Here is a 25,404-nt window from a genome sequence, read left to right as displayed (position 1 = left end):
CAGCGCGCCGGCGCACCGCTGCGGGTGCTGTTCGTGTGCAGCCGCAACCGCCTGCGCAGCCCCACTGCCGAGCGCGTGTTCGCCGACTGGCCGGGCGTACAGACGCAATCGGCCGGGCTGGCCGCCGATGCGGAGGTACAGCTCACCCCGGAGCTGTTGCACGAAGCGCAACTGGTGCTGGTGATGGAGCGTCGCCATCTGCAGTTGCTGCGCAAGCGCTTCGCCCCGCATCTGCGCCATTGCCGGGTGATCTGCCTGCAGATTCCCGACGACTACGCGTACATGGATCCGGCACTGATCCGTCGCCTGGAACACACGGTGCCACCGTTGCTGCGTCTGCCGGCGCAGTCGTAACCTGATCCCGACACCGCGCATGCAAGACTTTGTGCTCCCTCGCACGAAGGAAGCGCCTCTACGATGAGCGTGCGTATCGAGGACCACGCCATGCTGGGCAATTGCCACAGCGCGGCCCTGGTCGACCACCGCGGCACCATCGACTGGCTGTGTCTGCCACGTTTCGATTCCGATGCTTTTTTCGCATCCCTGCTGGGCGATGAGCAGCACGGGCAATGGGCGTTGTCGCCGGCCGGCGACTTTCGCAGCGAGCGTGCCTACGAAGACGACAGCCTGGTGTTGTGCACGCGCATGCACACCGACACCGGCACGGTGGAACTGGTCGACTTCATGGTCGCCAGCGATGAAGGCGACGGCCACCAGCACCTGGTGCGGATCGTGCGTTGCGTGCAGGGCCAGGTGCCGATGCACATGCGCCTGACCTTCCGCTTCAACTATGGCCGCACCGTGCCATGGGTGACGCGCATCGACGGCGGCATCCGCGCCATTGCCGGCCCCGACCAGCTGGCGCTGCGCTCGCCGCAGGCGCTGCACGGCGAGGACATGGGTACCGAAACCGACTTCACGCTGCGGCAGGGCGAGAGCACCTGGTTTCTGCTCAGCCACGGCCTGTCGCATCAGCCTACGCCGGCGGCGATCGATCCGGAACAGGCGCTGCAACGCACGACCGCGTTCTGGCATGGCTGGGCGCGGCGCTGCACCGATGTCGGCCCCTGGACCGAGCAGGTGCGTCGCTCGCTGGTGGTGTTGAAGGGGCTCAGCTATCTGCCCACCGGCGGCATCGTCGCCGCACCGACTGCCTCGCTGCCCGAGCATCTGGGCGGCAGCCGCAACTGGGATTACCGCTACTGCTGGCTGCGCGATTCGGTGTTCACCCTGATCGCCTTGCTGCAGGCCGGCTATCGCGACGAAGCAGAAGCTTTTCGCGACTGGGTGCAACGCGCCATCGCCGGTTCGCCGGATCAGTTGCAGGCGCTCTACGGCATCGCCGGCGAACGCCGCCTGCAGGAGTGGGAAGCGCATTGGCTGCCCGGCTATGAAAATTCCGGGCCGGTGCGGATCGGCAACGGTGCGGTGGACCAGTTCCAGCTCGACGTCTACGGCGAGTTGATCGGCGCGTTCCATTACGCACGCGAAAAGGGCGTGGCGCCGCCGTCCGATGACGATGGCTCGTCGGCATCGTTGCTGGAAAAGGTGCTGGAGACGCTGGAAACGCTGTGGCGCCTGCCCGACGAAGGCATCTGGGAAATCCGCGACGAGCGCCGTCATTTCGTGCATTCCAAGGTGATGGCCTGGCTGGCATTCGATTGCGGCGCGCGCGATGGCATCACCAACGCCGATGCGGCCAAGCGCGCGCATTGGGGCCGCATTGCTGATGACATCCGCGCCGAAGTGCTGGAAAAAGGCGTGCACCCGGACGGGCACTTCGTGCAGAGCTACGGCTCCGATCGCCTGGATGCGTCGTTGTTGCTGATCCCGATCGTGGGGTTCCTGCCGGCCGACGATCCGCGCATCGCCGCGACCGCCGATGCGATCGCACGCGATCTTACCATCGATGGATTGGTCGAACGCTATCGCGCCGACGACAGCGCCGACGGCTTGCCGGCCGGCGAGGGCACCTTTCTTGCCTGCAGCTTCTGGCTGGTGGAAAACTACGCCCTGCTCGGGCGCACCGAGCAGGCACGCGTGCTGCTCGAGCGCCTGCTCGGGCTGTGCAACGACGTGGGCCTGCTCGCCGAAGAGTACGACCCGCGCAGCAAACGTATGCTTGGCAACTTCCCGCAAGGGTATTCCCACGTGGCTCTGGTCAATGCGGCATTGCGCTTGCACGGACGCATGGGCAAAGAGGAAACACATCCATGAACGAACAAGCCACCACCCCGCCGTGCATCATCGTGGTGTTCGGTGCACGCGGCGATCTGACCAAGCGCCTGGTGATGCCGGCGCTGTACAACCTGCGCCGCTCCGGCGCACTGGGCGAGCAGTTCGCCATCGTCGGCATGGACCACGGCGATATCAGCGAGCGTTCGTGGCGCACCATGATGGGCCAGTCGATGACCGAGCTGCTCAGCAGCCGCGATGCCGAATTCCAGACCGACGAATTCGACACCGACACCTGGGAGTGGCTGCGCGAGCGCATGCATTATCTGCGCGGCGATTTCACCGACCTGGGCGCCTATCAAACCCTGGGTGGCGCGCTGGAGAAACTGCACAAGCGCTACGGCACCCAGGGCAACGTGCTGTTTTACCTGGCCACCGCCGCACGCTTCTTCGAGCCGGTATTGCTCAACCTGGGCGAAGCCGGGCTGGTCAGGCAACGCGAGGGCGAGGGCTGGCGTCGTGTGATCGTGGAAAAACCCTTCGGCCACGACCTGCCCAGCGCCGTCGCGCTCAACGCCACCGTTGCCAAGGTCTTGCACGAGGACCAGGTGTTCCGCATCGACCATTTCCTCGGCAAGGAAACCGTGCAGAACATCCTGGCGTTCCGTTTCGCCAATGGCCTGTTCGAGCCGGTGTGGAACCGCGACCGCATCGACCATGTGCAGATCACCGCCGCCGAAACCATCGGCGTGGAAGGGCGCGGGCGCTTCTATGATCCCACCGGTTGCCTGCGCGACATGGTACCCAACCACCTCTTCCAGCTGCTGGCGATGATTGCGATGGAGCCGCCGGCTGCATTCACCACCGAAGCGATGCATCGCCGCCGCGCCGAAGTGATCGAAGCGGTGCGCCCGATCAAGCCCGAAGACGTGGTGCGCGGCCAGTACGCCTCCGGTGCGGTCAACCGCAGCGCCGTGCCCGGCTATCGCGAAGAAGACACGGTGCCGGACGATTCGGAAACCGAAACCTACGTGGCGATGAAGCTGCAGGTCGACACCTGGCGCTGGGCCGGCGTGCCGTTCTACCTGCGCACCGGCAAGCGTCTGCGCGAGCGCACCACCGAGATCGCGATCCGCTTCAAGCCTGCGCCGCTGGCGCCGTTTCGCAGCACCGAAGTGGGCGGCTACGGCCCCGACTGGCTGGTGCTGCACATCCAGCCCGACGAAGGCATCTCGCTGCAGTTCGATGTAAAACGCCCCGGCGCGCAGGTCAGCCTGGCACCGGTGCGCATGGACTTCCGTTACCGCGACTGGTTCCCCAAGGAATACACGGTGGGCTACGAGCGCCTGCTGCAGGACTGCATGAACGGCGAGGCTGGCCTGTTCCAGGATGCGGCAATGGTGGAAGGCGCCTGGCGCATCGTGCAACCGATCCTGGATGCCTGGAAACAACCGCCCAGCGATTTTCCCAATTACGCCGCCGGCAGCGCCGGACCCTCGGCCGCCGACGCCTTGCTGGCGATGAACGGCGGACACGCCTGGCGCGCGCTGACCCCCGGCCGCAAGCCACCGCCGCGCCGCGCACCGGAAGCGCGCAGCAGCGCTGCAACGCCGATTAAGAAAGCCACCGGGAAGACGGTCAAGAAGGCTGCCAAGGCGCCGGCCAGGAAGATCACCAAGGCGGTAGCCGAAAAGGTCACCAAGGCGCCAGCCAAACGCGCATCCGCGGCTGCAGCAAGACCATCGCAGGATGCGGCTACGTCACCGGGCAGTGCGGCAAAGAAAGCTGCGGGCAAACGCGCAACCGGCAAGGTCGCAAAGACCGCCGGCAAAACCGCGGCTGGCAAGAGCACAGCGAAGAAGTCGGCCAGCAAGCCCGCGGCGCGCACGCCACGCCGCTGACGGAGGCAGCCGCCGCAGCTCCACGTAGGAGCGTGCCTGCGCGCGACGGGCTTTATCGGTAACGCCCGGGTCGCGCGCAGGCACGCTCCTACGAACGGCGCAGCGATGGTGGGTGGTTGGTGGGAGCTCGCCATCACATCGGCGTATGACTTGGACGCAATCGGCCGCTCGCATGCAGGTCGTTTCCAAGGCATCGACTGCGTCACTACCGCTGATGAACGATGCACCACATCCACGTAGGAGCGTGCCTGCGCGCGACGGGCTTTATCGGTAACGCCCGGTCGCGCGCAGGCACGCTCCTACCAAGGGCTCAGCGATCCTGTGTGGTAGGCGCGGGCTCGCCATCCACATCCGCCTTGACGTCGGCTTCGAACAGATTCATCAGGTCGGCGCGTGCGTCGCGCGAGGTCTGGATCACCTTGGCTTCGTCGTCGTAGACTAGGTGCTGGCGATGCAGCAATTCTTCGTCGTGCTGGCGGAAGCGTTTGACGTGATCCTTGGCAACCGCCTCGCCCAGGCCGAGCGAGGTCAGCACGCGCTCGCTCAGTTCCAGGCTGGAGGCAAACACCTCGCGGAACGGTTCGGCGCCCAGGTCCATCAGTTTCCAGGCGTGCTGGCGATTGCGTGCACGTGCCAGCACGGTGGCCTGTGGATACAGGCGGCGGATCAGCCGCACCGTCTTGATGTTGGTGTCCGGGTCGTCCACCGCGATCACGAACACCTTGATGCGGTCGGCGCCGGCGGCGCGCAGCAGTTCCGGTCGCGTGGGGTCGCCGTAGTACAGCTGGCTGCCGAAGCGGCGCAGATCTTCCACGGTGTCCGGATTGTGTTCCAGCGCCACGAACGGCACATGCCGCGCGGTGAGCAGGCGCGCGACCACCTGACCGAAGCGGCCCATGCCGGCGACCAGCACCTTGGGCGTCTGCGCATCGATGGTGTCGAACGGGCGGTCGGACTTGGGCGCATGCAGCCGCAGCGGCCCGTTGAGGATGCGTTGCATGCCCAGCAGCAATAGCGGCGTCAGCGCCATCGACACGCCGACGACGGCCACCAGCCGGTCGTGGTTGGCACGCTCCAGCAAGCCGACCCGATCGGCCTCGTTGAACACCACGAAGGCGAATTCGCCACCCAGCCACAACACGCTGCCCAGCATCAGGCTGCTGCGCAGCGGCAACTTCGCCACGCTGCCGATGCCGACCAGCAGCGAGAACTTCACCACCAGCAGGATCGCCACGCCGCCGGCGATCAGGCCTGGTTCGGCGACCACCCGGTTCAGATCGATGCCCATGCCGACCGAGATGAAGAACAGCCCCAGCAGCAATCCTTCGAACGGCTCGATCTGCGATTCGAGCTCATGGCGGAATTCCGAATCGGCCAGCAGCACGCCGGCGATGAAGGCGCCCAGGCTGGCGCTCAATCCGGCTTCCTGCATGATCCAGGCGGTGCCCAGCACCACCAGCAGGGCGCTGGCGGTGAACACTTCCGGCATGCGCGTGCGCGCCACCACGTTGAACAGATGGCGCAGCACGAAACGCCCGCACAGGATCACCAGCGCCAGTGCCGCGACCGCCTTGGCCACGTCCGGCCATGCCAGCGTGGCGTTCTTGCTGCCGCCGAGCAGCGGAATCGCCGCCAGCAACGGAATGGCGATCAGATCCTGGAACAGCAGGATGGCGAACGCCAGGCGCCCGTAGTCACTATTGAGCGCCTTGCGCTCGGCCAGCAGTTGCAGGCCCACTGCGGTGGACGACAACGCCAGCGCCACGCCGACGATCAACGCGCTCTTCCAGCCCAGCTTGCCGAGCATCAGCAGGCCACCCAGGATCAGCGTGGTCACCACCACCTGGGTGGCGCCGGCACCGAACACCGAATGACGCATCACCTTCAGGCGCGCCGGCGACAGTTCCAGGCCGATCACGAACAGCAGCATCACCACGCCGATCTCGGCCGCGCCACTGATGCGCTCGGCATCCTGCACCACGCCCACGCCATCGGGCCCGAGCACCACACCGGCGACCAGATAGGCCAACACCGCGCCCAGGCCGAAGCGCTTGAACACCGGCACCGCCACGATGGCGGCCAGCATCAGCACCAGAGCCAGTTCCAGACCACCGCTATGCATGCACGTTCTCCGTTGAGGTTCGCATTATGCCGCCCGCGGTCGGCTGCTGGCCTGGATCGGCGTGCGCTGCGTGCAACTGTGTGGATTGGCGGTGTGCGCTGGTCCGGTGATGCAAGCCGGCAGCGCCACATCGCGGGCAGTCATGCGCCAGGTCGTCCGCATGACTGAGCTGCATGTCGCCACGTCGTTCCGCATTGCACGCGTGCACGCAGCCGCCGTTGCAGGCAATGACCCACGGTCCTGGTCGGTCGCGCATGGCCGGTCGTCGGGTGCAGTGCAGTCGCTTGTCGACATGACAGGCCCGGCGTTGTGGCGTCCGCCTGGACGCCCGCTGAGCATGGCCTGCGCAGGGCATTGACCAAGCGGGCGCAGGCGCGCAGACTGCGCCGCGCTGCCGCCCGGATCACCGGCCGGTACGCACCTTTCGGAGCCCTTACTCATGTCCAGCGACAGTCACCCTAGACCCGGGTCGATGACCCAGCTGGCGCGCACCTGAGGCTCAGGTTCGCTGGCTGTCATCGACGACGGTCGTCACCAGGCGAACCACCATGTACAACGAAACCCTGCGCCTTGCCCAAGGCGTCGATGCCTTGATCGCACCCATCGCCGACTTCAACACGGCCGATGCGGTGGAATACCTCAACACCCTCGACCGCGACGAGGCCGCACAGTTGCTGGCCGCGCTGCCGCAGCCGCGTGCGGTGAAATTGCTCGAACAGCCCGAGCTGCACGCCGCCAGCGCGCTGGTCGCGCTGCTGCCGGCCGAGCAGGCCGCCTACCTGCTCGGGCAGATGGCTGACGACCGCGCCACCGACATCTTCCATGGCCTGGATGCCGAGCAGCGCCAGCCGCTGCTGTGGCTGCTCAGTGCCGAGGCGCGGCTGTCGATCCAGGCGTTGATGCGCTACCCGCCCAATACCGCCGGCGCGCTGATGACCACCGAGTTCGTGGCGGTGCCGGCCGACTGGACGGTGGGCCGCACCCTGCAGCACATCCGCGAGGTGGAGCGCAGCCGCGAGACGGTCTATGCGATCTATCTGCTCGACCCGCACAGCCGCGTGCTGACCCAGGTGGTCACCATGCGCCGGCTGATCACCGGCGCGCCGGAGGCGCCGATCCTGGAGGTGGCACAGGTCAATCCGCCGGTCACGGTGGACCCGGCGCTGGACCAGGAAGAAGTCGCCCGCCTGATCCGCCGCCACGACCTGCTGGCGATCCCGGTGGTGGATGCGCACGGCCATGTGCTCGGCATCGTTACCGTGGACGATGTGCTGGACGCATTGATCGCCGAATCCACCGAGGACGTGCACAAGTTCGGCGGCATGGAAGCGCTGGACAAGCCCTATATGCAGATCGGCTTCGGCCAGATGATCAAGAAGCGCGCCGGTTGGCTGAGCGTGCTGTTCCTGGGCGAAATGCTCACCGCCAGCGCGATGCAGCACTTCGAGGACGAGCTGTCCAAAGCGGTGGTGCTGACCCTGTTCATTCCGCTGATCATGAGCTCGGGCGGCAACTCCGGCTCGCAGGCCACCTCGCTGCTGATCCGCTCGCTGGCACTGCGCGAGCTGCGCCTGGGCGACTGGTGGAAGGTGGCGCTGCGCGAGCTGCCGACCGGGCTCACCCTGGGCACCATCCTGGGCCTCCTGGCGATCGTGCGCATCACCATCTGGCAGACCGCCGGCCTGTACGACTACGGCCCGCACTGGCAGATGGTGGCGCTGACCATCGGCGCAGCGCTGATCGGCATCGTCACCTTCGGCTCGCTGTCCGGCTCGATGCTGCCGTTCGTGCTGCAACGGCTCGGCTTCGACCCGGCCAGCGCCTCGGCACCGTTCGTGGCCACGCTGGTGGATGTCACCGGGCTGGTGATCTATTTCAGCATTGCCGCCGCAATCCTCAGCGGCACCTTGTTGTAGCGTAGCGGGCGGGGCGCGCGGAAGTTGCGCCCCGCCATGCCTGGATGAGGAATGCGATGGTCGAGGTGCCGCATGTGTTGCGGCACCTCTGACCGGATGGCTGACGCCGCGGACCGGCACCAGGCGTAGCGCGACGTGTGCAGGCTCAGGTCGTATCGCCGGTCTACTGCGCATCGCTGCACGGCAGGCCATGCAGCGATGCGCGGCAGCGATCGCGTCAGAAGGTCACATACAGCGTGGCACGCAGGTTGCGTCCCGGTTCGCTGTAGCGGCCGATGCCGTCGTCGGTGGCATAGCCGTACAGATAGAAATCGCCGCGGGTGACATTGCGGATGCGCGCCCACTGGTAGTAGCGCTCGTCGAACAGGTTGTAGACGCCGAGATTGACGCGCACGTGCGCGTTAAAGCGGTAGCTGCCGAACAGGTCGACCACGCTGTAGGCGTCGCTGAGGAACGGCTCGGCCGCAGCGCCGAAGATGTCGTTCTCGACATTGACGTCCTTGGCTTTCTTGGCCAGCGCGTGGGTGATGTTGGCGGTGACACGCAGGCGCTCGTCCAGGCCCTGCCAGCTCAGGCCGAGCACGCCGCGATCCGGATTGATGCTGTCCAGCGGGCGGCCATCTTCCAGCTCACCCTGGTTGTGGGTCCATGCCGCGCGCAGCAGCCAGGCATCGCCGAGCTTGAACTGCGCATCCAGTTCCACGCCCTTGACCTCGACCTGGCCGACGTTGAGCAGCGTGGTGTAGGCGTAGCCGTTGCGCGTGCTGCACACGCCGCGGGTGCAGGTCTGGTAGAGCGTGCCGGCATCGGTGGTGACGGTCTCGCTCTGGATGAAGTCGTCGTAGCGGTCGCGGAACACCGACAGGCCGACGCGCGCCCAGTCGCTCTCCCAGCGCCAGCCCAGTTCCAGGTTGAGGCTGCGCTCGGCGTCGAGCGCGGGATTGGCGGCCACCGTCGGCACGTTGACGGTTGCGCCGGTGTCCAGCCGGGTCAGTGCGGTGATGCTGGTCGGAGCGTACATCTCGGCGGTGGTCGGCGCACGGAAGCCGCGCCCGGCCTGGAACCACAGCGTCTGCTGCGGGGTGAAGGCGTAGCTGATGCCGGCCTGCCAGGTCGGTGCGGCGAAGGTCACCTCGCGCACCGTGCCGGTGACATCGACGAAGGTGGACGACAGCGTCGGCGCGTAGCGGTAGTGGTCGTAACGCGCACCCAGGGTGAGCTGCAGGCGGTCGTCGAGCAGGCCGATGCGGTCGCGCAGGTACACGCTCCAGGTGTCGGCATCGGTCTTGGGCACCTGCGCCGGGTCGACGGTGGCGGTGTCCAGCGTGCCGGCGTTGTTCCAGCGGTAGTCGATCGCGCTGAAGTCGATGCTGCGGCGCTGCCAGGCCGCCCCGTACAACAGTGCTTGCGACCAGCCGCTGCCATGCAGCTGCTTGTCGAAGTCGACCGCGAGGCGGTCCAGGGTCTGCTCGGTGTCGCGGTCTTCGGCACGGCGGCACGGCAGCGCCACCGTGCAGCGCGTGGTGGCGGCGGTGGCCGGCGTGCTCGAGCTGCCGCTCTGGGTGAGGATGCGGGTGGTGCCGCGGCTGTCGGTCTGCTGGCGGTCGAGCTGCGCCTCCAGGGTGTCGAACAAGGCGTTGTCGGCCTTCCAGAAGTAGCGTAGGCCGTAGCGGTCACGGTCGTTGCTGTCTTCGCCGATGCGCTCGGCGTAGCTGGGCGCGCTGACGCGGCTGAGGTTGTCGACCCGGTTCTGCGAGCGGTTGCGTTCGTACACCACGCCGACGCGGTGCTGTGCGTTCGGCACCACGTCGAGCTTGGCCAGCACGTTGTCGCTCTGGCTGTCGACCGGGTCGGGTGTGCGCCGCGCGCTGCCAGTGTCGATGTCGGTGCTGGAATACCAACCCTCGGATTCGTGGCCCTCGCGACGGGTGTAGCTCAGCATCGATTCGACGATGCCGCTGCGGTTGGCGACGGTGAGGTTGCCGAGCAATTGGTCGTTATGCCCGGTGTAGCCGGTCTTCAGTCCGATATAGCTGTCGTTGCCCTGGGCCTTGAGGTAGTCGTAGGGGTCCTTGGTGGTGAACACCACCGCGCCTCCGAGCGCGCCGCTGCCGGCGCTGATGGAGTCGGCGCCCTTGACGATGTCCACCTGCTTGAGCGAATCGACGTCCACGCCGCCGCGGCCGGCGCGGAAGAACTCGTAGTCGCGCGCGGTCTCCACGCCCTCTGCCATCGACAGGCCATCGATGGTCATCGCCACCCGGTCACCTTCCAGGCCACGGATGTTGAAGCCGTTCTCGCCGAAGCGGCCCATGTCGGCGATGCTCACGCCGGGGATGTAGCGCATCAGGTCTTCCATGCTCTCGGCCTGTTCCTGCTGCAGCTGCGCGGTGTCGAGGGTGGTGACGTTCTGGTTGCTGGAGGCGCGCTTGTCGCGCGCGGCCTTCACTTCGACCGGGTCGAAGGTGGTGGCGTCGGCGGGTGCCTGTTCGGCATGCAGCGGGAAGGCCAGGCCGGCGGCGATCGCCAGGGCCAGCAGGGTCGGTGTCGAGGTCATCGTGAAGTCCACAGTCAGGAAAGGGGAAGGGGCGCCGGAAGGCGCGGACCTGGCTGCGGGCGGCAAGAGCGGTCGCGTGGCTGGGTGGGCCCGCCGGTGGCGGGCCAGGGGCGCGGGCGGCAAGGCCCGCGTCGGGAGGTCAGTCGGCCCGGGCCGGCGTGGTGGCCGGCGCAGTCGCAGGTGCGGGCGGCGGCAACGCGGCATCGCCGGCATCGACCACACCGTCGTGGTTGCGGTCGACGCGGGCGAAGGTGCGCAGGCCCGAGGCCTGGTACTCGGCAAAGCTCATGCGCTGGTCCTTGTCGATGTCGAGCACGGTGAAACGCACATGCACCTGGCGGTCGTCGGCCTGTTCGAGCGCGGTGAGGCGGCGGTTGAGGCGGTCTTCGAATTCCACCCGGTACTCGTCCAGCGACAGCGCCGCGTTGCGGTCGGCATCGGCACTGGCGAACTGTGCCGCGCGCAGGTCCGCGTATTCCTTGCGGCCCACCTTGCCGTCGCCGTTTTCGTCGTACAGCGCGAGAAAGCCCTCGGCCGAGCCGCTGTCGGGCATGCCCGGGCGGCCGCCGTCGCGGTCGAAGGCCTGCGTCCGATCGGCAGGCGCATCCTTGGCCGCTGCCGCCAGCGCCGCCTGACCGCGTGCCCAGTCCTGCGTGCCGGCCGCGTCGAATTCGGCGCGCGACACCTGCCCGTCGCCATCGGCGTCCAGGGCGGCAAAGCGGGTCCGGCCCTGTGCCGCCTGTGCGCGGCGTTCCTGCTCCAGCGCATGCTGGCGGCGCTGGCGGAACTCGGCCACGTATTCGTCCTCGTCGACGCTGCCGTCGTGGTTGCGGTCGGTGGCGTCGAAGCGGGCGCGGCGGAAGGCCGCGAAGTCGGCGGTGGTGATGCGGCCGTCGCGGTCGTCGTCATGCTGGGTGATGAAGGCCTGCACGTTGTTGCCGTGCCCGCCGAGCAACGGGCGCGGGTCAGATTGGGCGAGAGCGGTGGCAGGAAGTAACAGCGCGCACAGATACGCGCCGGCCAGGGAGCCAGTGTTCATGGATTGCCTCTTGAGGGGAGAAACGGTGCCGGGCCGTGGCGCTGGCTGGGCCTGCAGGCGGAGTGCGGTGCCGGGCGGATGGCCGCGCCGGTAGTGTCATGCTGCCAGGGCGATGCAACCGCGGTTAGCGGTTGCGCAACGCTATTGTTCGAGCACCTGGAAGGTGAGCGTGGTGCTGTTGCTGTATTCGCGCACAGGGGCATCGGCCGGGGCCGGGGTGCGGTGACGGGTCAGCGCCAGCCAGGTGCCGGCGTGGTCCAGCTTCAAGGTCGCGCGGCCCGCGGCGTCGGTGGTCACGCTGACCTGCGTCGGCTTGCGGTCGGAGGTCCACACCGCCTCGCTGATGTCCACGCTCTGCCCAGCCAGCGGCACGCCGTCGTACTGCACCGTGAAGGCGAAGCTCTCGCCGACATACAGGTCGTTGGGGTGCGTCACCGGCACCAGTTCCAGCCCGCGGTTGCGCGGTGCCAGCGCGCGGCGATCGGGCTTGCCGACGCTCAGATAGGTTTCCGCCAAAGTGCGCGACTGGAAGCTGGAGATCAGCGTGGCGCCCTTGGGCATGGCCACGTTCGGGTCGCGCACGGTCTGCCGCTTGCCGTCCAGCTCCCAGGTGCGGAACTGCGCCCCCACGCGCAGGCCGCTGCTGACCCGGTAGGTGCCGGGCTGTTTGCCCAGGGTGTGTTCGAGCACGGTGCGGGTGTCGAGCGCCTGCACCCGGGCCGGTTCCACATCGCGGCCGTCGGGCCCGGTGATGTTGAAGTGGCTCTGGTCGAAGGCCGCTTCCGGGACGAAGAAGGTCTCGGCGAAGGCCGCGTCCAGGGTCACCGTCTGGCCGGGCTGGGGCGCGAAGGTATTGGGTGCCAGATAAGGGGTGTGCGCAGAGGCAGAGGCAGCGAGCAGCAGCGCCGACAAGGTCAGCAGTTTCATGGGGGGCCCTGTTCCGAGTAAGTCGCTGGCGGAGGGGCGCGGGGCGGCGCAGGAAGCTGGCTGACCACGGGATATTAACGAAAATGGGAATCGTTCACAACAATAGCAGGCGCTGTGTCGCGCTTCTTCGCTGCGGGATCGATGACGTGCGCTCGGGCCGACGTGTACCGTGTCCGTTTCCCGTCGTCTCTTTTAGCCATGAGTACCTACCACCTGCAGCAGGTCTTTCGTCCCACCACCGTGGCGGTGGTCGGCGGCAGTCCGCGCGATCGCTCGGCCGGGCGGGCGGTGGTGCGCAACCTGCGCGCGGCCGGGTTTCCCGGGCAGATCGGCTGGGTGAGCCCGCGCTACAGCGAGATCGATGGCGTGCGCACGGTGGCGCGGCTGACCGATCTGCCCTGGGTGCCGGACCTGGTGGTGATCACCGCGCCGGCGCGCATCGTGCCGCGCATCGTGTCGATCGCGGCGCGGCGCGGGGTGGCTGCGGCGATCATCCTCACCGCCGGGCTGGGCAGCGGCCCCGGCTCGCCGGCCGCGCGCATGGAGGCAGCCGCGCGCGCCAAGGGCATGCGCATCCTCGGCCCGCACTGCCTGGGCGTGATCGCTCCGCATGCGCGGCTCAATGCCAGCATCGCCGCGCATTGCCCGCAGGCCGGCGACCTGGCGCTGATCTCCGAGTCCAGCGCGATTGCCGCAGCCTTGGTGGAATGGGGCGTGGCGCGCTCGGTGGGGTTCTCGGCGGTGGTGTCGCTGGGCGATACGCTGGATGTGGATTTCGGCGATCTGCTCGACTACTTCGCCACCGACTACCGCACCCGCGCGATCCTGCTGTATGTCGAACGCATCGGCGATGCGCGCAAGTTCATGTCGGCCGCACGCGCCGCCGCGCGCGCCAAGCCGGTGGTGGTGGTCAAGTCCGGGCGCCAGTTCCGCATCAATCCCAATGCCGACACCCACGCGCAGGCGCTGGCCGGCTCGGACGCGGTGTATGGCGCGGCATTCGCGCGTGCCGGCCTGTTGCGGGTGGGCGCGCTGGACGAATTGTTCGCCGCCGCCGAAACCCTGGGCCGGCTCGGCAGTTTTCCCGGCCGGCGCCTGGCCATCCTCAGCAACGGCGGCGGGGTGGGGCAACTGGCGGTGGACCAACTGGTGCTGCGCGGCGGCACCCTGGCCGAGTTGTCGGCCAAGACCCTGGAGCGGCTGGATCAGTCGCTGCCGCAGGGCTGGTCGCGCAGCAATCCGGTCGACATCATCGTCGATGCCGACGGCCCGCGTTATGCCGCGGCGATCGAAGCCCTGCTGGACGACCCGGAGAACGACGCGCTGCTGGTGGTCAACGTGCCCACCGCGTTCACCTCCTCGGCCGATGCGGCCAAGGCGCTGACCCGCGCGCTGGACCAACGCAACCGCTACCAGCGCGAAAAGCCGGTGTTTGCGGTGTGGCTGGGCCAGGATGATGCGGCGATTGCCGCGCTCAATGCCGCGCGCGTGCCCACCTATGCCACCGAATCGGACGCGGTGCGCGGCTTCACCCACCTGGTGCGCTACCGCGAGGCGCAGGCGGCGTTGATGGAGACCCCGCCCAGCCTGCCGGAAGATTTCGTGGTGGATGCCGGCATCGCCCGCGCGGTGGTCGACGACGCCCTGGCCGCCGGTCGGCGCTGGCTGGACCCGGTCGCCACCAACCGCCTGCTGGCCGCCTACGGCATCCCGATCGTGCCGCTGCAGGTGGCCGCCACCGCCAACGAGGCCGCGTTGCTGGCCGACCCGTTACTGGCCGTCGGCCGCACGGTGACCTTGAAGGTGCTGTCCAGCGACATCGCGCACAAGTCCGATGTGGATGGCGTGCGCCTGAACCTGTCCAGCGTGGCGGCGGTGCGCGAAGCGGCGACCGGCATCCTGGCGCGTGCGCGCGCCGCGCATCCCAATGCGCTGATCGAAGGAGTGATCGTGCAGCCCACCGTGCTGCGGCCCAAGGCACGCGAACTGATCGCCGGGATCGCCGACGACCCGGTGTTCGGCCCGGCGATCGTGTTCGGGCGCGGCGGCACCGCGGTGGAAGTGATCAACGACCGTGAGCTGGCGTTGCCGCCGCTGGATCTGCGCCTGGCCCACGAGCTGATCGGGCGCACGCGGGTGTCGCGCATCCTCAAGGCCTACCGCGACGTGCCGGCCGCGGACGAGCGCGCGGTGGCGCTGGTGCTGGTCAAGCTGGCGCAGCTGGCCGCCGACATCCCCGAAATCACCGAGCTGGACATCAACCCGCTGCTGGCCGACCGCGATGGCGTGATCGCGCTGGACGCGCGCGTGGCGGTGGCACCGGCGCGCAAGCTGCACAAGGGCCGCGGCCATCCGCGTTTTGCGATCTTTCCGTATCCGAAGGAATGGGAGCGCCAGATCGGGCTGGGCGATGGCACGCATGCGCTGGTGCGCCCGGTGCGCCCGGAAGACGATGCGCTGTTCCGCGCGTTCTTCGCACGGGTAACCGACGAGGACCTGCGGCTGCGCTTCTTCCAGTCGGTCAAGCATTTCAGCCACGAATTCATCGCGCGGCTGACCCAGCTCGATTACGCGCGCTCGATCGCGCTGGTGGCCATCGACCCCAAGACCGGCGACATGCTCGGCGCGGTGCGGCTGCATGCCGACGCCGACTACGAGCGCGGCGAATACGGCATCCTGATCCGCTCCGACCTCAAGGGCCACGGCATCGGCTGGCAGCTGATGCGCATCATGATCGAGTACGCGCGCTGGCTGGGCCTGAAGCAGATCGAAGGCCAGGTGCTGCGCGAGAACCGCACCATGCTGGCAATGTGCCAGAGCCTGGGCTTCGGGGTCCGCCCGGATCCGGACGATGCGACCCTGATGGCGGTGACACTCCCTATAATGGGCGAGCCACGCCCGGCCTGACCTCGCGTCACGCCGCGGTCCCCCATCCTCCACCGCATGCCGGATCTGCCGGGCCTCACCCTGGCCGGTTGCTTCGGCTGTCGTCTCGGCCCGCCTGGGAGTGTCAATGTTCCGCGATTTCAGAATGTCGTTTTTGGTCACAGCGATCTGCCTGGGCCTGGCTGCCTGGTGGGGTCATACCTCCTCGATGGGTATCTGGCAGGCGCTGTGGCTGTGCCTGGTGCTGAGCGTGCTGGAGGTGTCGTTGTCGTTCGACAACGCGGTGGTCAACGCCGGTGTGCTCAAGCACATGAACGCGTTCTGGCAGAAGCTGTTCCTCACCGTCGGCATTCTGATCGCGGTGTTCGGCATGCGCCTGGTGTTTCCGATCGTGATCGTGTCGGTGGCCACCGGCATGGGCCTGGTGCCGGTGATGCAGATGGCGCTGAAGGAGCCGGACCGCTACAGCCAGGTGCTGACCGACAACTACCCGTCCATCGCCGCCTTCGGTGGCATGTTCCTGCTGCTGGTGTTCCTGAACTTCCTGTTCGACCAGGAGCGCAAGCTGCACTGGCTCGGCCCGGTGGAACGGCTGGTCGGCAAGCTGGGCAAGGCCGATGCGATGTCGGTGATCGTGGCGGTGACGGTGCTGCTGTGCACCAAGCTGTTCCTGCCCAATGCCATCTTCCAGAGCGTGCTGTTCGCCGGCCTGGGCGGCATCCTGCTGTACCTGCTGGTCGGCAGCGTGGATGCCTTGTTCGAGTCCGAGGAGAGCGAAGACGGCATGGGCCCGGCCAAGCGCTCGGGCATTGCCGCTTTCCTGTACCTGGAAGTGCTGGACGCCTCGTTCTCGTTCGACGGGGTGATCGGCGCGTTCGCGATCACCCGCGATGTGGTCATCATCATGCTGGGCCTGGCGATCGGTGCGATGTTCGTGCGTTCGATGACGGTCTATCTGGTGCACAAGGGCACGCTGGACGAATTCGTGTTCCTGGAGCACGGCGCCCATTACGCCATCGGCGTGCTGGCGATCATCATGCTGGTCGGCACCGTGTACCACGTGCCGGAAGTGCTGACCGGCCTGATCGGCGTGGCCTTCATCGCCGCCTCGGTGTGGTCGTCGATCCGCTACCGCAAGCGCCACCACATCGGCCCGACCGAGATCTGATCTCGCGCATGGCCGCGCTCAGGGCGTAATGCAGTTCACTTGATAGCGGCTGACAGCGTCTTCATGGCCATCGGGCGGGCGTCGCTAGTTCTGTGGCTTGGCTGCATTGCCTTTGCACGCCCAACCTCGACGCTGTGGGTTTGCTGCAGGGCCCTTGCCCGCCCACCATCGCGGGACACGCCGCAAGTACGTCCTTGTAGGCTCTTACGCGGCATCCATGCCGCGTAAGGTCCCGCGACGGTGGGCGGGCAAGGACCAGTCGGGATGGCCGGTGTGCATGGTTTTCGACAAAGCAACCGGCAATCGGTGCGGTGTCCTCGCCGCGCCCTCTACGCTGTGAGTTTGCTGCCGGGCCCTTGCCCGCCCACCCTCGCAGGACACGCCGCAAGTACGTCCTTGTAGGCTCTTACGCGGCATCCATGCCGCGTAAGGTCCCGCGACGGTGAGCGGACAAGGACCAGTCGAGATGGTCGGTGTGCACGGTAGGAGCCGTGCTTGAGGCGCGTTGTTCGATCATGACGCGCCGGCTCAGCGTCCGATGCGCAATGGGCTACAGCTTTCACGTGACCACTGACCAACTTTCTGGTGCGGTGTCCTCCCGATTGCGGGACCGTGTGGCGGCATGGATGCCGCCACCGAGCCCCCAGGGACGGGTTCACGGCGTGTCCCGCGAGCGGTGAGGGCACCGCGCACTCGACCTGGATTCGGTAGCGGCGAGATCCTCCCACTGCCGGGCCGGGCCGGGCCGGGGAGGCGCCCCAGGTGTGCGGTGCCGCCTGAGACAGTCACGGCCAACCGTGACCGGCTTCAGTGTCGATGGGTGTCGCAGCCAACCCAACCGGACCCAACTGATCGACAGAATTGCCGGTTTGGGCCTTGACTGCGCAGTCCAATTGGACGGGTTCGCAGCCTTGCGCCGACCGTTCGTCAGACAGTGCTTTGTGCCGTAAGGGTTTTCGGGATTTTCCTACATTTGGTGTTGACCCCTCCGGGGGACCCCACTATCTTGGGGGAGTCGGTGGTTGGTCGCCCCAAGGCGTCCGGACCAGTGAGAGCATGATTTGCAGCAGGTTGCCAATCAAACGCCTCTCCGCGGCGGCAGCAACGAACGATCACAGCCATCCGGGCGTCGCCTGGAGCGGGCGGCGTGGTCTCGTTGCGCCGCGGTTGTTTCGCCACCGACCACTGCGCGACAGCACACCGCGCGGTGGCGGCCGTGGAATCTCCGGTAAGGAGATGGCTGGTGAAGGCGATGCCGCCGCAGACCGTGGGTCTTGCGTGCTGGTCGTCGCGCACCGCCATCGCTGTCCAGGGAATCCGGATCCGGCCGCAACCCGTCCCCAGCCGGGTTCGTGTGCCTACGCATGGAGGACGCATGACCACCAACGACACCCTTGCCGCGATCGCCGCCGGTACCGCAACACCCACCAGCGTTCCCGCCAGTGTCAGCGCGCCCGGTTGCGGCGCGCCGGAATTGACCGACCCGTCGGACATCGTGCCGCCTCCCCGCCAAGCCATTGCAATGCACGCACAGACCATCGAAGAACAAGCCGTCGCCACCTGGATCACCAAGGAAGCCGGCAACCGCCGGATCCCGTTCGAGCCGGAGCGCCTGGAGCGCGCCATCGACCAGATCCATGCCGAATTCCCGCAGCTGGACGTGGCCGACTACAAGCGCTCGGTGTTCGGCTTCGTCGACCGCAAGGACAGCGTCAACGCTGACGACCTGGTCGACCACCTGATCCGCGAGGCCGAGGCCCGCGTCGATCTGACCACCCCGGAGTGGGAGCACTTTGCCGCGCGCCTGTACCTGCGCCGCCTGTACAAGCGCGCCAGCCGCAACCGTTTCTACGATGCCAGCCAGAAGTACGGCTCGTTCGTCGGCCTGCAGGAGAGCCTGGCCGACCGCAATGTCTATTCCAACGACATCCTGCGTCGCTACTCCAAGGACGAGCTGATCGAAGCCGGCAAGATGATCGAGCCCGAGCGCGACAAGCTGTTCGCCTACAACGGCCTGTACCTGCTGGCCACGCGCTACCTGGCCACTGACAACTCGCGCGGCGTGTTCGAGCTGCCGCAGGAGCGTTGGCTGACCATCGCGCTGTACCTGATGCAGGACGAGATCGGCAACGGCAAGGGCAGCCGCGAGCGCCGCATGCAGTTGGTCGGCGAGGCCTACTGGGCGCTGTCCAACCTGTACATGACCGTGGCCACCCCGACCCTGGCCAATGCCGGCAAGGTCGGCGGCCAGCTGTCGAGCTGCTTCATCGACACCGTCGACGACAGCCTGCAGGGCATCTACGACTCCAATACCGACGTGGCGCGCGTGTCCAAGCACGGCGGCGGCGTGGGTGCGTATCTGGGCTATGTGCGTTCGTCCGGTTCGGCGATCCGCGGCGTGTCCAATTCCTCCGGCGGCGTGGTGCCGTGGATCAAGCAGCTCAACAACACTGCGGTGTCGGTGGATCAGCTGGGCCAGCGCAAGGGCGCCATCGCGGTCTATCTGGACATCTTCCACCGCGACATCGAGTCGTTCCTGGATCTGCGCCTGAACAACGGCGACCAGCGTCTGCGTGCGCACGACGTGTTCACCTCGGTGTGCATCCCCGACCTGTTCATGGAAGCGGTCGAGCGTCGCGGCGACTGGTATCTGTTCGATCCGCACGAAGTGAAGCGGATCAAGGGCTGGTACCTGCAGGACTTCTACGACGAGAAGAAGGGCGACGCCAACAGCAGCTTCCGTCGCAAGTACGAGGAAGTGGTTGCCGACGAGCGCATCACCCGCAAGACGGTCAAGGCGATCGAGATCTTCAAGCGGATCATGGTCAGCCAGCTGGAAACCGGCAACCCGTTCATGTTCTATCGCGATGAAGTCAATCGCAAGAACCCGAACAAGCACGAGGGCATGGTCTATTCGTCCAACCTGTGCACCGAGATCCTGCAGAACATGAGCCCGACGCGGATGATGCAGGAGATCATCAGCGGCAATCAGATCGTCACCACCAAGAAGGCCGGCGACTTCGTCGTGTGCAACCTGTCCTCGATCAACCTGGGCCGCGCGATCACCGTGCAGGCAGACCAGGCCGATCTGCTGGGCGCCGACGTGCTGGAGCGCTTGATCCCGATCCAGGTGCGCATGCTCGACAACGTGATCGATCTGAATCAGTTGCCGGTGCCGCAGGCCACCATCACCAACCAGAAGTATCGCGCCATCGGCCTGGGCACCTTCGGCTGGCACCATCTGCTGGCGCAGAAGTCCATCCACTGGAATGCCAAGGAAGCCGAGGACTACAGCGACGAGCTGTACGAGCGCATCAACTATCTGACCGTCCAGGCGAGCATGGAGCTGGCCAAGGAAAAGGGCACCTACAGCGTGTTCCGCGGCAGCGACTGGCACACCGGCGAGTACTTCCGTGCGCGCGACTACAACAGCCCGCAGTGGCTGGAGCTGTCCGCACAGGTGGCCGTCAACGGCGTGCGCAATGCCTGGATGCTGGCAGTTGCGCCGAACATGAGCACCGCGCAGATCGCCGGTTCCACCGCCTCGATCGACCCGATCTACAGCGCGTTCTACTACGAAGAGAAGAAGGACTTCCGCCGTCCGGTCGCCGCACCTGGCCTGTCGCTGGAAACCTGGCCGTACTACGAAAAGGGCGCCTACAAGGTCGACCAGTTCGCCAGCGTGCGCCAGAACGCGCGTCGCCAGCGGCATATCGATCAGTCGATCAGCTTCAACTTCTACGTGCCCAGCACCATCCGTGCGAGCACCTTGCTGGACCTGCACATGACGGCCTGGCGCGAAGGCCTGAAGACCACGTACTACGTGCGCTCCAACGACATCGACATCAGCGAATGCGAGTGGTGTTCGAGCTAAAGCGCATTCGCGCTTCAGCTCCCCACGGTTCGCCTTGCGAACCGTGGGCCCCGGCTCATCAGCCTCCACACCCCGCGCCTTCGGCGCGCCCCCTGACTCAGGGGGCTTTCCTCCAGATTGATTTGTTGCGCCGCCGTACGCGCGACGCCTGAAACACGAGTAGAGACCCATGTCCGCAACACCGCTTGAGCGCATCAAGATCCTGGAGCCGCGTCACCCGAACCGCTCCACCGCCATCATCAATGGCGAAACCTCCGGCATCCTCAACTGGAACGACATCCCGTACCCGTCCTTCTATCGGGCCTACAAGGAGCTGTCGACCAACTTCTGGATCCCCGACGAAGTGGACATGAAGGGCGACGCACGCCAGTACAACGAGCTGTCGGCGCGCGAAAAGAACGCCTACGACTCGATCATCGGCCTGCTGGCCACGCTGGATTCGCCGCAGACGCGCTTCATCTACAACGTCGCCGAATACATCACTGACCCGGCCGCGCACGCCAATGCCGCGATCATCGGCCAGCAGGAAGTGATCCATAACGAGAGCTACAGCTACGTGCTGGCCTCGATCACCGGCCTGGCCGATCAGAACCGCGTGTTCGAGATCGCGCGCACGCATCCGACCATCATCAAGCGCAATGCGCCGATCATGGGCGCCTACGAAGACTTCATGCGCGACAAGACGGCCGAAACGCTGATCCGCGCGCTGATCCAGTCCTCGATCCTGGAAGGCATCAACTTCTATTCCGGCTTTGCGTATTTCTACAATCTGGTCCGCCAGAACCGCATGACCGGCACCGGCAAGATCATCAGCTTCATCAACCGCGACGAGCTGGCCCACTCCAAGTTCATCAGCGAGCTGATTCGCGCCATCATCGGCGAGAACCAGGCACTGCAGGGCGACCAGCTCACCGATTACGTGCACAAGGCGTTCGAGCACGCGATCGACCTGGAAACGGTGTGGACGGCCGAAGTGCTGGACGGCATCGACGGCATCGACGTCGACGAGATGATCCGCTACGTGAAGTACCGCGCCAACAAGATGGCCGGCATGCTCGGCATCGAGAAGCTGTACGAAGGCGCCAACGACAACGTGATGCCGTGGATCAAGGCCTACGCCGACAACTTCACCGAAACCAAGACCGACTTCTTCGAAATGCGCAATGCCTCGTACAAGAAGACCAACTCGGATAACGGCTTCGACGATCTGTGAGGAGCTGGGATTAGGTATTCGGGATTTGGGATTCGTCGCAGCCGCATCGATGCGCTTTACGAATCATCAAGATCCGGGATTGGAGAGTGGGTAGGCGGGATTTGCAACAGCAACTTGATGGGCTTTGACGAATCTCCACTTCGACTCTCCAATCCCTGCTTTAGACAAATCCCTAATCACGACTCCCGAATCCCCGCCTCATGAACATCCTGCTCGCACTGGCCTCGTTGAGCGGCAACACGCGCGATGTCGCGCGCAGTGTTGCGCTGCGCTGCGAAGCGGCCGGGCATGCGGTGACCTGGGTGGAAACCGATGTGCAGACGCTGGCGCAGGTGCCGCATGCGCCGGGGCAGTACGAACTGTTTCTGCTCGGTAGCTGGACCGACAACGGCGGCCGTACGCCGGCAGAGATGAAACGCTTCATCGTCGAGTTGGTCGAGACGCTGGGCAAGCCGCCGCGGGTGGCGGTGTTCGGCACCGGCGAAACGCAGTGGGGCGAGGACTATTTTTGCGGCGCGGTGCATCGCATCGCCCAGTTCTTCGCCAGCCCGTTTCCACGTTTGACCATCGAACAGATGCCCCACGGCCAGCGCGACGCGCAGGCCATCGCCGCCTGGACCGACGAGGTCCTGGCCCAATGCAAGAACGATCCCCATGATGCAGACCATTACCGTCACGTCGCCTGAGCACTACACCGCCACCCTGGCCGCACATCCGCGCGCGCTGGTGGATTTCTACAAGGACAACTGCCCCGGCTGCCGCATGCTCGACATGTCGCTGGACAAGTTCGCCAACAGCGATGCCGCCGAAGGTGTGGCCTTGTTGAAGGTCAAGCTGGAAGTGGTCGGCGAGGAGTTCTTCCGCGACCTGGGCCTGCGCCAGACCCCGACCCTGGCGCTGTACCGCGATGGCAGCGAGGTGGCGCGCCTACCCGGCTTCCAGTCGCCGGCGCAGGTGGAAACCGCGGTCAAGACCAGCCTCTGAGCCACCGTGGCGCGCAGCCGCCTGCGCGCTTGCGGTTGCACGCCATCGCATCGGAAAGGTGGCTGCATGCCGCCTAAGCGAGCGAGACGCAATCTGATGCTCCCGTAGGAGCGGCCCCGGCCGCGACCGCCGTCCCGACAAACCCCATCGTGCGCGCGGCGGTACACGACAGCCACGCCGAATGCCGGCCACCGGCCAACCCGCCCACGGCAACCGCGCGCAAGCGCAGTGCAGCGCCTGCGTCGGCAAGATGGCCGCCAATCACCACTGCGCTACGTTCCGGCGTACGCCGCTGCGGCTGACCGCCTATCCTGTCGTTGCCAGGCTGCTGCAATCGCCCTGGCGCGTAGCGCCCCCTTCCCTGGAAACACCTCATGTCAGACAGCCTGCAGACCCAGCCACCGATCGAAGTCCGCATGGCCGAGATCGTATTTCCCAACCACACCAACCACATGGGCACGCTGTTCGGTGGGCAGGCGCTGGCGTGGATGGACAAGGCCGCCTTCCTGGCCGCCTCGCGCTATGCGCGGCGTTCGGTAGTCACTGCGCGCTCGGACCAGGTGGATTTCAAGCTGCCGATCCGCCAGGGCCAGATGGTGGAAACCATCGCGCGGGTGGTCTCGGTGGGGCGCAGCTCGATCAAGGTGGAAGTGGAACTGATCGCCGAAGACCTGCTCAGCGGCGCACGCGAGCTGTGCACCCGCGGCCACTTCGTGATGATCGCGCTCGGCGACAACGGCAAGCCGACCACGGTGCCGCCGCTGCCTGCCGTCAGCAGCTGACGGCGCTTATTCCTCGACCTCGCGGTCCTCGCGCTTGGTTTCCGCCATCGCCTCGGGCTCCAGCTCTTCGGCGCTGCGATTGAGTTTGACGAATACGCCCCAGGCGATCAGCAACAGCGCCGCGCACAGGCCCACCGCCGCCGCATACGGCAGCTTGGCCGGGTCGTCGTGCATCAGTTCGAAGATCGACACCAGTGTCTCGATCGCCAGCGCAATCACGATCACCACGAAGAACCGCGACAGGTAGCGCCGCACGCGTGTGGGGCCACTGACCTTGACGTCGCGCAGGATCTCTTCCTCAAAGATGGTCTGGCCCAGCTCCAGCGTCACCAGCGCCACGGTGAGCAGACCGATCGCCTCCAGCACCACGTTGAAGCGGTCGCGCACCACCATGTCGCCGCCGGGGGTAAAGCCATGCCACAGCTCCAGCCCGGCCATCGCCACCAGACCCGCCGCGCACAGCACAAAAAACGCCAGAATCACGAAGTGACCGGCACGGAACAGGTGGCTGAGCAGTTTCATCGGCGGCGACACGGGCGAGAGGATGCAGAGCATCGTGCGCACCGCGTCGTGATGGCGCGAAGGCAATGGCAACGTCGACGTCGATGGCATTGCGTTGCGGAGGTATCGCGTGAGGTGTGTCGACGCCTCGCGCCAATGCAACGCATGCGCCTGATCGAAGCAGGCATCAGGAGTCAGCTTCTTTCCGAAGACCGCTTCAACGATCAGCGCCGAAAGGGCGCCAATCAGCTGCGACACGCGTGGAGGTACCAGAGAGGCGGACGGCGCTACACGAAAAGCCGTCCGTTCCAGGTCACAGCCCTTCACCCACCGGGGGAAAGGTGCCCGCAGGGCGGATGGGGGTACGGTTCACACGCAGCCCAACAACCGCCCGCACACCCCAACACCCTCAGCTATGCCGCAACACCTGATACGTCTGCAGATGCACATTCGCCGCCATCAGCAGCGGCGCGTTGCGCCCTGTCTCGCGCACCCGCTTCAACATGTCGCCGACGATCTGCGCCGCTTCCACGTCCTGGCCGGCTTCCAGGTCGCGCAGCATCGAGGCCTTCAGCGGCGAATCCACCTGCAACAAGGTCTGCAGCGCCTTGGCGCGCGCAGCTTCCGGAATCGGCTGCCCGGCCGCATCGGCGGCCCACAGGCACTCGTTGTACAAGCCGTTGATCAACGCGCGGCCGTCGTCGGTGGCGACGATCGCCCCGACCGGTGCACGCATCAGGCAGGTCGCAGCGGCCAGCGCGGTGAGGAAGCTGTACTTGATCCACTGCTCCTGCGCGATCTGCTCGCTGGCCACATGATCGATGCCGGCCTGCGCGCAGGCCGCCGCAAACGCCTGCACGCGTGCCGATGCGGCGCTGCCATCGCGTTCGCCGAAGGTCATCGCCGCCGGCTTGCCCAGGTGCAGGATCTCACCGTGCTCGCCCTTGGTCGCGCTGATGAAGCACAGCCCGCCCAGCACGCGTGCGGCACCGAAACGCTCGTCCAGCGCCGCGTAATGGCGCAGGCCGTTGAGGATCGGCAGCACCGTCGTGTGCTCGCCCACCGCCGGCGCAATCGCCTCGATCGCGCTATCCAGGTCGTAGGCCTTGCAGCTGAGGATCACCAGATCGAACGGCCGCTGCGCCACCAGGGCCGGCAGGTCCTGCGCGGTGACATGCGCCACCGGCAGATCCGCATCGCCCAACGGACTGCGGATGCGCAAGCCATCGGCCTGCAGCTGCGCCGCCCGCGCATCGCGCACCAGAAAGGTCACATCCACACCGGCCCGCGCCAGGCGTCCGCCGAAATAGCCGCCGGTGCCGCCGGCACCGAGGATGAGGATACGCATCGCCATCGTCA

At 66.5% G+C, this 25,404-nt stretch carries 17 protein-coding genes; 11 read left to right on the top strand and 6 right to left on the bottom strand.

Annotated elements, in window-relative coordinates; all coding sequences use genetic code 11:
* The first annotated feature begins 24 nt into the window (after positions 1 to 24).
* The 3 genes from KHN93_RS20165 to zwf all read left to right on the top strand — a co-directional run bounded on the left by KHN93_RS20165 (position 25) and on the right by zwf (position 4,076).
* Positions 25 to 354 (top strand): low molecular weight protein tyrosine phosphatase family protein, encoded by a 330-nt coding sequence (locus tag KHN93_RS20165; protein WP_104560393.1) that lies wholly within the window; start codon positions 25 to 27, stop codon positions 352 to 354.
* A gap of 63 nt (positions 355 to 417) precedes the next feature.
* Positions 418 to 2,217, top strand: coding sequence for a glycoside hydrolase family 15 protein (locus tag KHN93_RS20160; RefSeq protein ID WP_104560395.1), 1,800 nt, complete (start codon positions 418 to 420; stop codon positions 2,215 to 2,217).
* Entirely contained in the window at positions 2,214 to 4,076 is a 1,863-nt protein-coding gene (zwf, locus tag KHN93_RS20155) for a glucose-6-phosphate dehydrogenase (protein ID WP_181141900.1), read from the top strand. Before KHN93_RS20160 ends, zwf begins: the two co-directional genes overlap by 4 nt.
* Positions 4,077 to 4,386: 310 nt before the next feature.
* Here the strand turns inward: zwf and KHN93_RS20150 are convergent, their stop codons facing one another.
* A complete protein-coding gene (locus KHN93_RS20150) occupies positions 4,387 to 6,198 on the bottom strand; it encodes a monovalent cation:proton antiporter-2 (CPA2) family protein (RefSeq protein WP_211921201.1) in 1,812 nt (603 codons plus the stop codon).
* 548 nt (positions 6,199 to 6,746) lie between these two features.
* Here KHN93_RS20150 and mgtE point away from each other — a divergent pair.
* Positions 6,747 to 8,114, top strand: coding sequence for a magnesium transporter (mgtE, locus tag KHN93_RS20145; protein WP_211921199.1), 1,368 nt, complete (start codon positions 6,747 to 6,749; stop codon positions 8,112 to 8,114).
* 217 nt (positions 8,115 to 8,331) lie between these two features.
* Here the strand turns inward: mgtE and KHN93_RS20140 are convergent, their stop codons facing one another.
* From KHN93_RS20140 to KHN93_RS20130, 3 genes are all read right to left on the bottom strand, one after another.
* Positions 8,332 to 10,671 (bottom strand): TonB-dependent hemoglobin/transferrin/lactoferrin family receptor, encoded by a 2,340-nt coding sequence (locus KHN93_RS20140; RefSeq protein WP_211921197.1) that lies wholly within the window; start codon positions 10,669 to 10,671, stop codon positions 8,332 to 8,334.
* Between the two features lie 139 nt (positions 10,672 to 10,810).
* The gene (locus KHN93_RS20135) at positions 10,811 to 11,710 is read right to left on the bottom strand and encodes an EF-hand domain-containing protein (RefSeq protein ID WP_104560403.1); all 900 of its coding nucleotides are present in this window, start codon (positions 11,708 to 11,710) and stop codon (positions 10,811 to 10,813) included.
* Positions 11,711 to 11,851: 141 nt separating this feature from the next.
* Entirely contained in the window at positions 11,852 to 12,637 is a 786-nt protein-coding gene (locus tag KHN93_RS20130) for a DUF4198 domain-containing protein (RefSeq protein WP_104560405.1), read from the bottom strand.
* A 198-nt stretch (positions 12,638 to 12,835) separates the two neighbouring features.
* Between KHN93_RS20130 and KHN93_RS20125 the strand changes: the two genes are divergently transcribed.
* From KHN93_RS20125 to KHN93_RS20095, 7 genes are all read left to right on the top strand, one after another.
* On the top strand, positions 12,836 to 15,544 hold the full coding sequence (locus KHN93_RS20125) for a bifunctional acetate--CoA ligase family protein/GNAT family N-acetyltransferase (protein ID WP_039521122.1): 2,709 nt from the start codon (positions 12,836 to 12,838) through the stop codon (positions 15,542 to 15,544).
* A gap of 106 nt (positions 15,545 to 15,650) precedes the next feature.
* Positions 15,651 to 16,691: a DUF475 domain-containing protein gene (locus KHN93_RS20120; RefSeq protein WP_039524674.1), complete on the top strand. Its 1,041-nt coding sequence runs from the start codon at positions 15,651 to 15,653 to the stop codon at positions 16,689 to 16,691.
* Between the two features lie 1,375 nt (positions 16,692 to 18,066).
* Positions 18,067 to 20,565, top strand: coding sequence for a ribonucleoside-diphosphate reductase subunit alpha (locus KHN93_RS20115; protein WP_024940692.1), 2,499 nt, complete (start codon positions 18,067 to 18,069; stop codon positions 20,563 to 20,565).
* Positions 20,566 to 20,734: 169 nt separating this feature from the next.
* A complete protein-coding gene (locus tag KHN93_RS20110) occupies positions 20,735 to 21,778 on the top strand; it encodes a ribonucleotide-diphosphate reductase subunit beta (protein WP_039521116.1) in 1,044 nt (347 codons plus the stop codon).
* A gap of 200 nt (positions 21,779 to 21,978) precedes the next feature.
* Complete coding sequence (locus KHN93_RS20105; RefSeq protein WP_039521114.1) at positions 21,979 to 22,464, top strand: flavodoxin; 486 nt, start codon at positions 21,979 to 21,981, stop codon at positions 22,462 to 22,464.
* Positions 22,436 to 22,762 (top strand): thioredoxin family protein, encoded by a 327-nt coding sequence (locus KHN93_RS20100; protein ID WP_039514063.1) that lies wholly within the window; start codon positions 22,436 to 22,438, stop codon positions 22,760 to 22,762. Before KHN93_RS20105 ends, KHN93_RS20100 begins: the two co-directional genes overlap by 29 nt.
* Positions 22,763 to 23,136: 374 nt before the next feature.
* The gene (locus tag KHN93_RS20095) at positions 23,137 to 23,544 is read left to right on the top strand and encodes an acyl-CoA thioesterase (RefSeq protein WP_104560574.1); all 408 of its coding nucleotides are present in this window, start codon (positions 23,137 to 23,139) and stop codon (positions 23,542 to 23,544) included.
* Between the two features lie 6 nt (positions 23,545 to 23,550).
* Here KHN93_RS20095 and KHN93_RS20090 read toward each other — a convergent pair whose 3' ends face one another.
* A complete protein-coding gene (locus tag KHN93_RS20090) occupies positions 23,551 to 24,066 on the bottom strand; it encodes a hypothetical protein (RefSeq protein ID WP_016903647.1) in 516 nt (171 codons plus the stop codon).
* A 388-nt stretch (positions 24,067 to 24,454) separates the two neighbouring features.
* The gene (panE, locus tag KHN93_RS20085) at positions 24,455 to 25,399 is read right to left on the bottom strand and encodes a 2-dehydropantoate 2-reductase (RefSeq protein ID WP_181141913.1); all 945 of its coding nucleotides are present in this window, start codon (positions 25,397 to 25,399) and stop codon (positions 24,455 to 24,457) included.
* Positions 25,400 to 25,404 lie beyond the last annotated feature (5 nt).

Source organism: Xanthomonas arboricola pv. juglandis (assembly GCF_905367715.1).
Taxonomy (GTDB): domain Bacteria; phylum Pseudomonadota; class Gammaproteobacteria; order Xanthomonadales; family Xanthomonadaceae; genus Xanthomonas; species Xanthomonas arboricola.
This window is presented reverse-complemented; position numbering and strand designations above follow the sequence as displayed.

Coding starts and splice junctions, on each gene's coding strand:
- KHN93_RS20120 (WP_039524674.1), top strand. CDS start 15,651: ATGTTCCGCGATTTCAGAATGTCGTTTTTGGTCACAGCGATCTGCCTG.
- zwf (WP_181141900.1), top strand. CDS start 2,214: ATGAACGAACAAGCCACCACCCCGCCGTGCATCATCGTGGTGTTCGGT.
- KHN93_RS20160 (WP_104560395.1), top strand. CDS start 418: ATGAGCGTGCGTATCGAGGACCACGCCATGCTGGGCAATTGCCACAGC.
- KHN93_RS20105 (WP_039521114.1), top strand. CDS start 21,979: ATGAACATCCTGCTCGCACTGGCCTCGTTGAGCGGCAACACGCGCGAT.
- KHN93_RS20135 (WP_104560403.1), bottom strand. CDS start 11,710: ATGAACACTGGCTCCCTGGCCGGCGCGTATCTGTGCGCGCTGTTACTT.
- KHN93_RS20140 (WP_211921197.1), bottom strand. CDS start 10,671: ATGACCTCGACACCGACCCTGCTGGCCCTGGCGATCGCCGCCGGCCTG.
- KHN93_RS20095 (WP_104560574.1), top strand. CDS start 23,137: ATGTCAGACAGCCTGCAGACCCAGCCACCGATCGAAGTCCGCATGGCC.
- KHN93_RS20150 (WP_211921201.1), bottom strand. CDS start 6,198: ATGCATAGCGGTGGTCTGGAACTGGCTCTGGTGCTGATGCTGGCCGCC.
- KHN93_RS20100 (WP_039514063.1), top strand. CDS start 22,436: ATGCAGACCATTACCGTCACGTCGCCTGAGCACTACACCGCCACCCTG.
- KHN93_RS20125 (WP_039521122.1), top strand. CDS start 12,836: ATGAGTACCTACCACCTGCAGCAGGTCTTTCGTCCCACCACCGTGGCG.
- KHN93_RS20130 (WP_104560405.1), bottom strand. CDS start 12,637: ATGAAACTGCTGACCTTGTCGGCGCTGCTGCTCGCTGCCTCTGCCTCT.
- panE (WP_181141913.1), bottom strand. CDS start 25,399: ATGGCGATGCGTATCCTCATCCTCGGTGCCGGCGGCACCGGCGGCTAT.
- mgtE (WP_211921199.1), top strand. CDS start 6,747: ATGTACAACGAAACCCTGCGCCTTGCCCAAGGCGTCGATGCCTTGATC.
- KHN93_RS20090 (WP_016903647.1), bottom strand. CDS start 24,066: ATGAAACTGCTCAGCCACCTGTTCCGTGCCGGTCACTTCGTGATTCTG.
- KHN93_RS20115 (WP_024940692.1), top strand. CDS start 18,067: ATGACCACCAACGACACCCTTGCCGCGATCGCCGCCGGTACCGCAACA.
- KHN93_RS20110 (WP_039521116.1), top strand. CDS start 20,735: ATGTCCGCAACACCGCTTGAGCGCATCAAGATCCTGGAGCCGCGTCAC.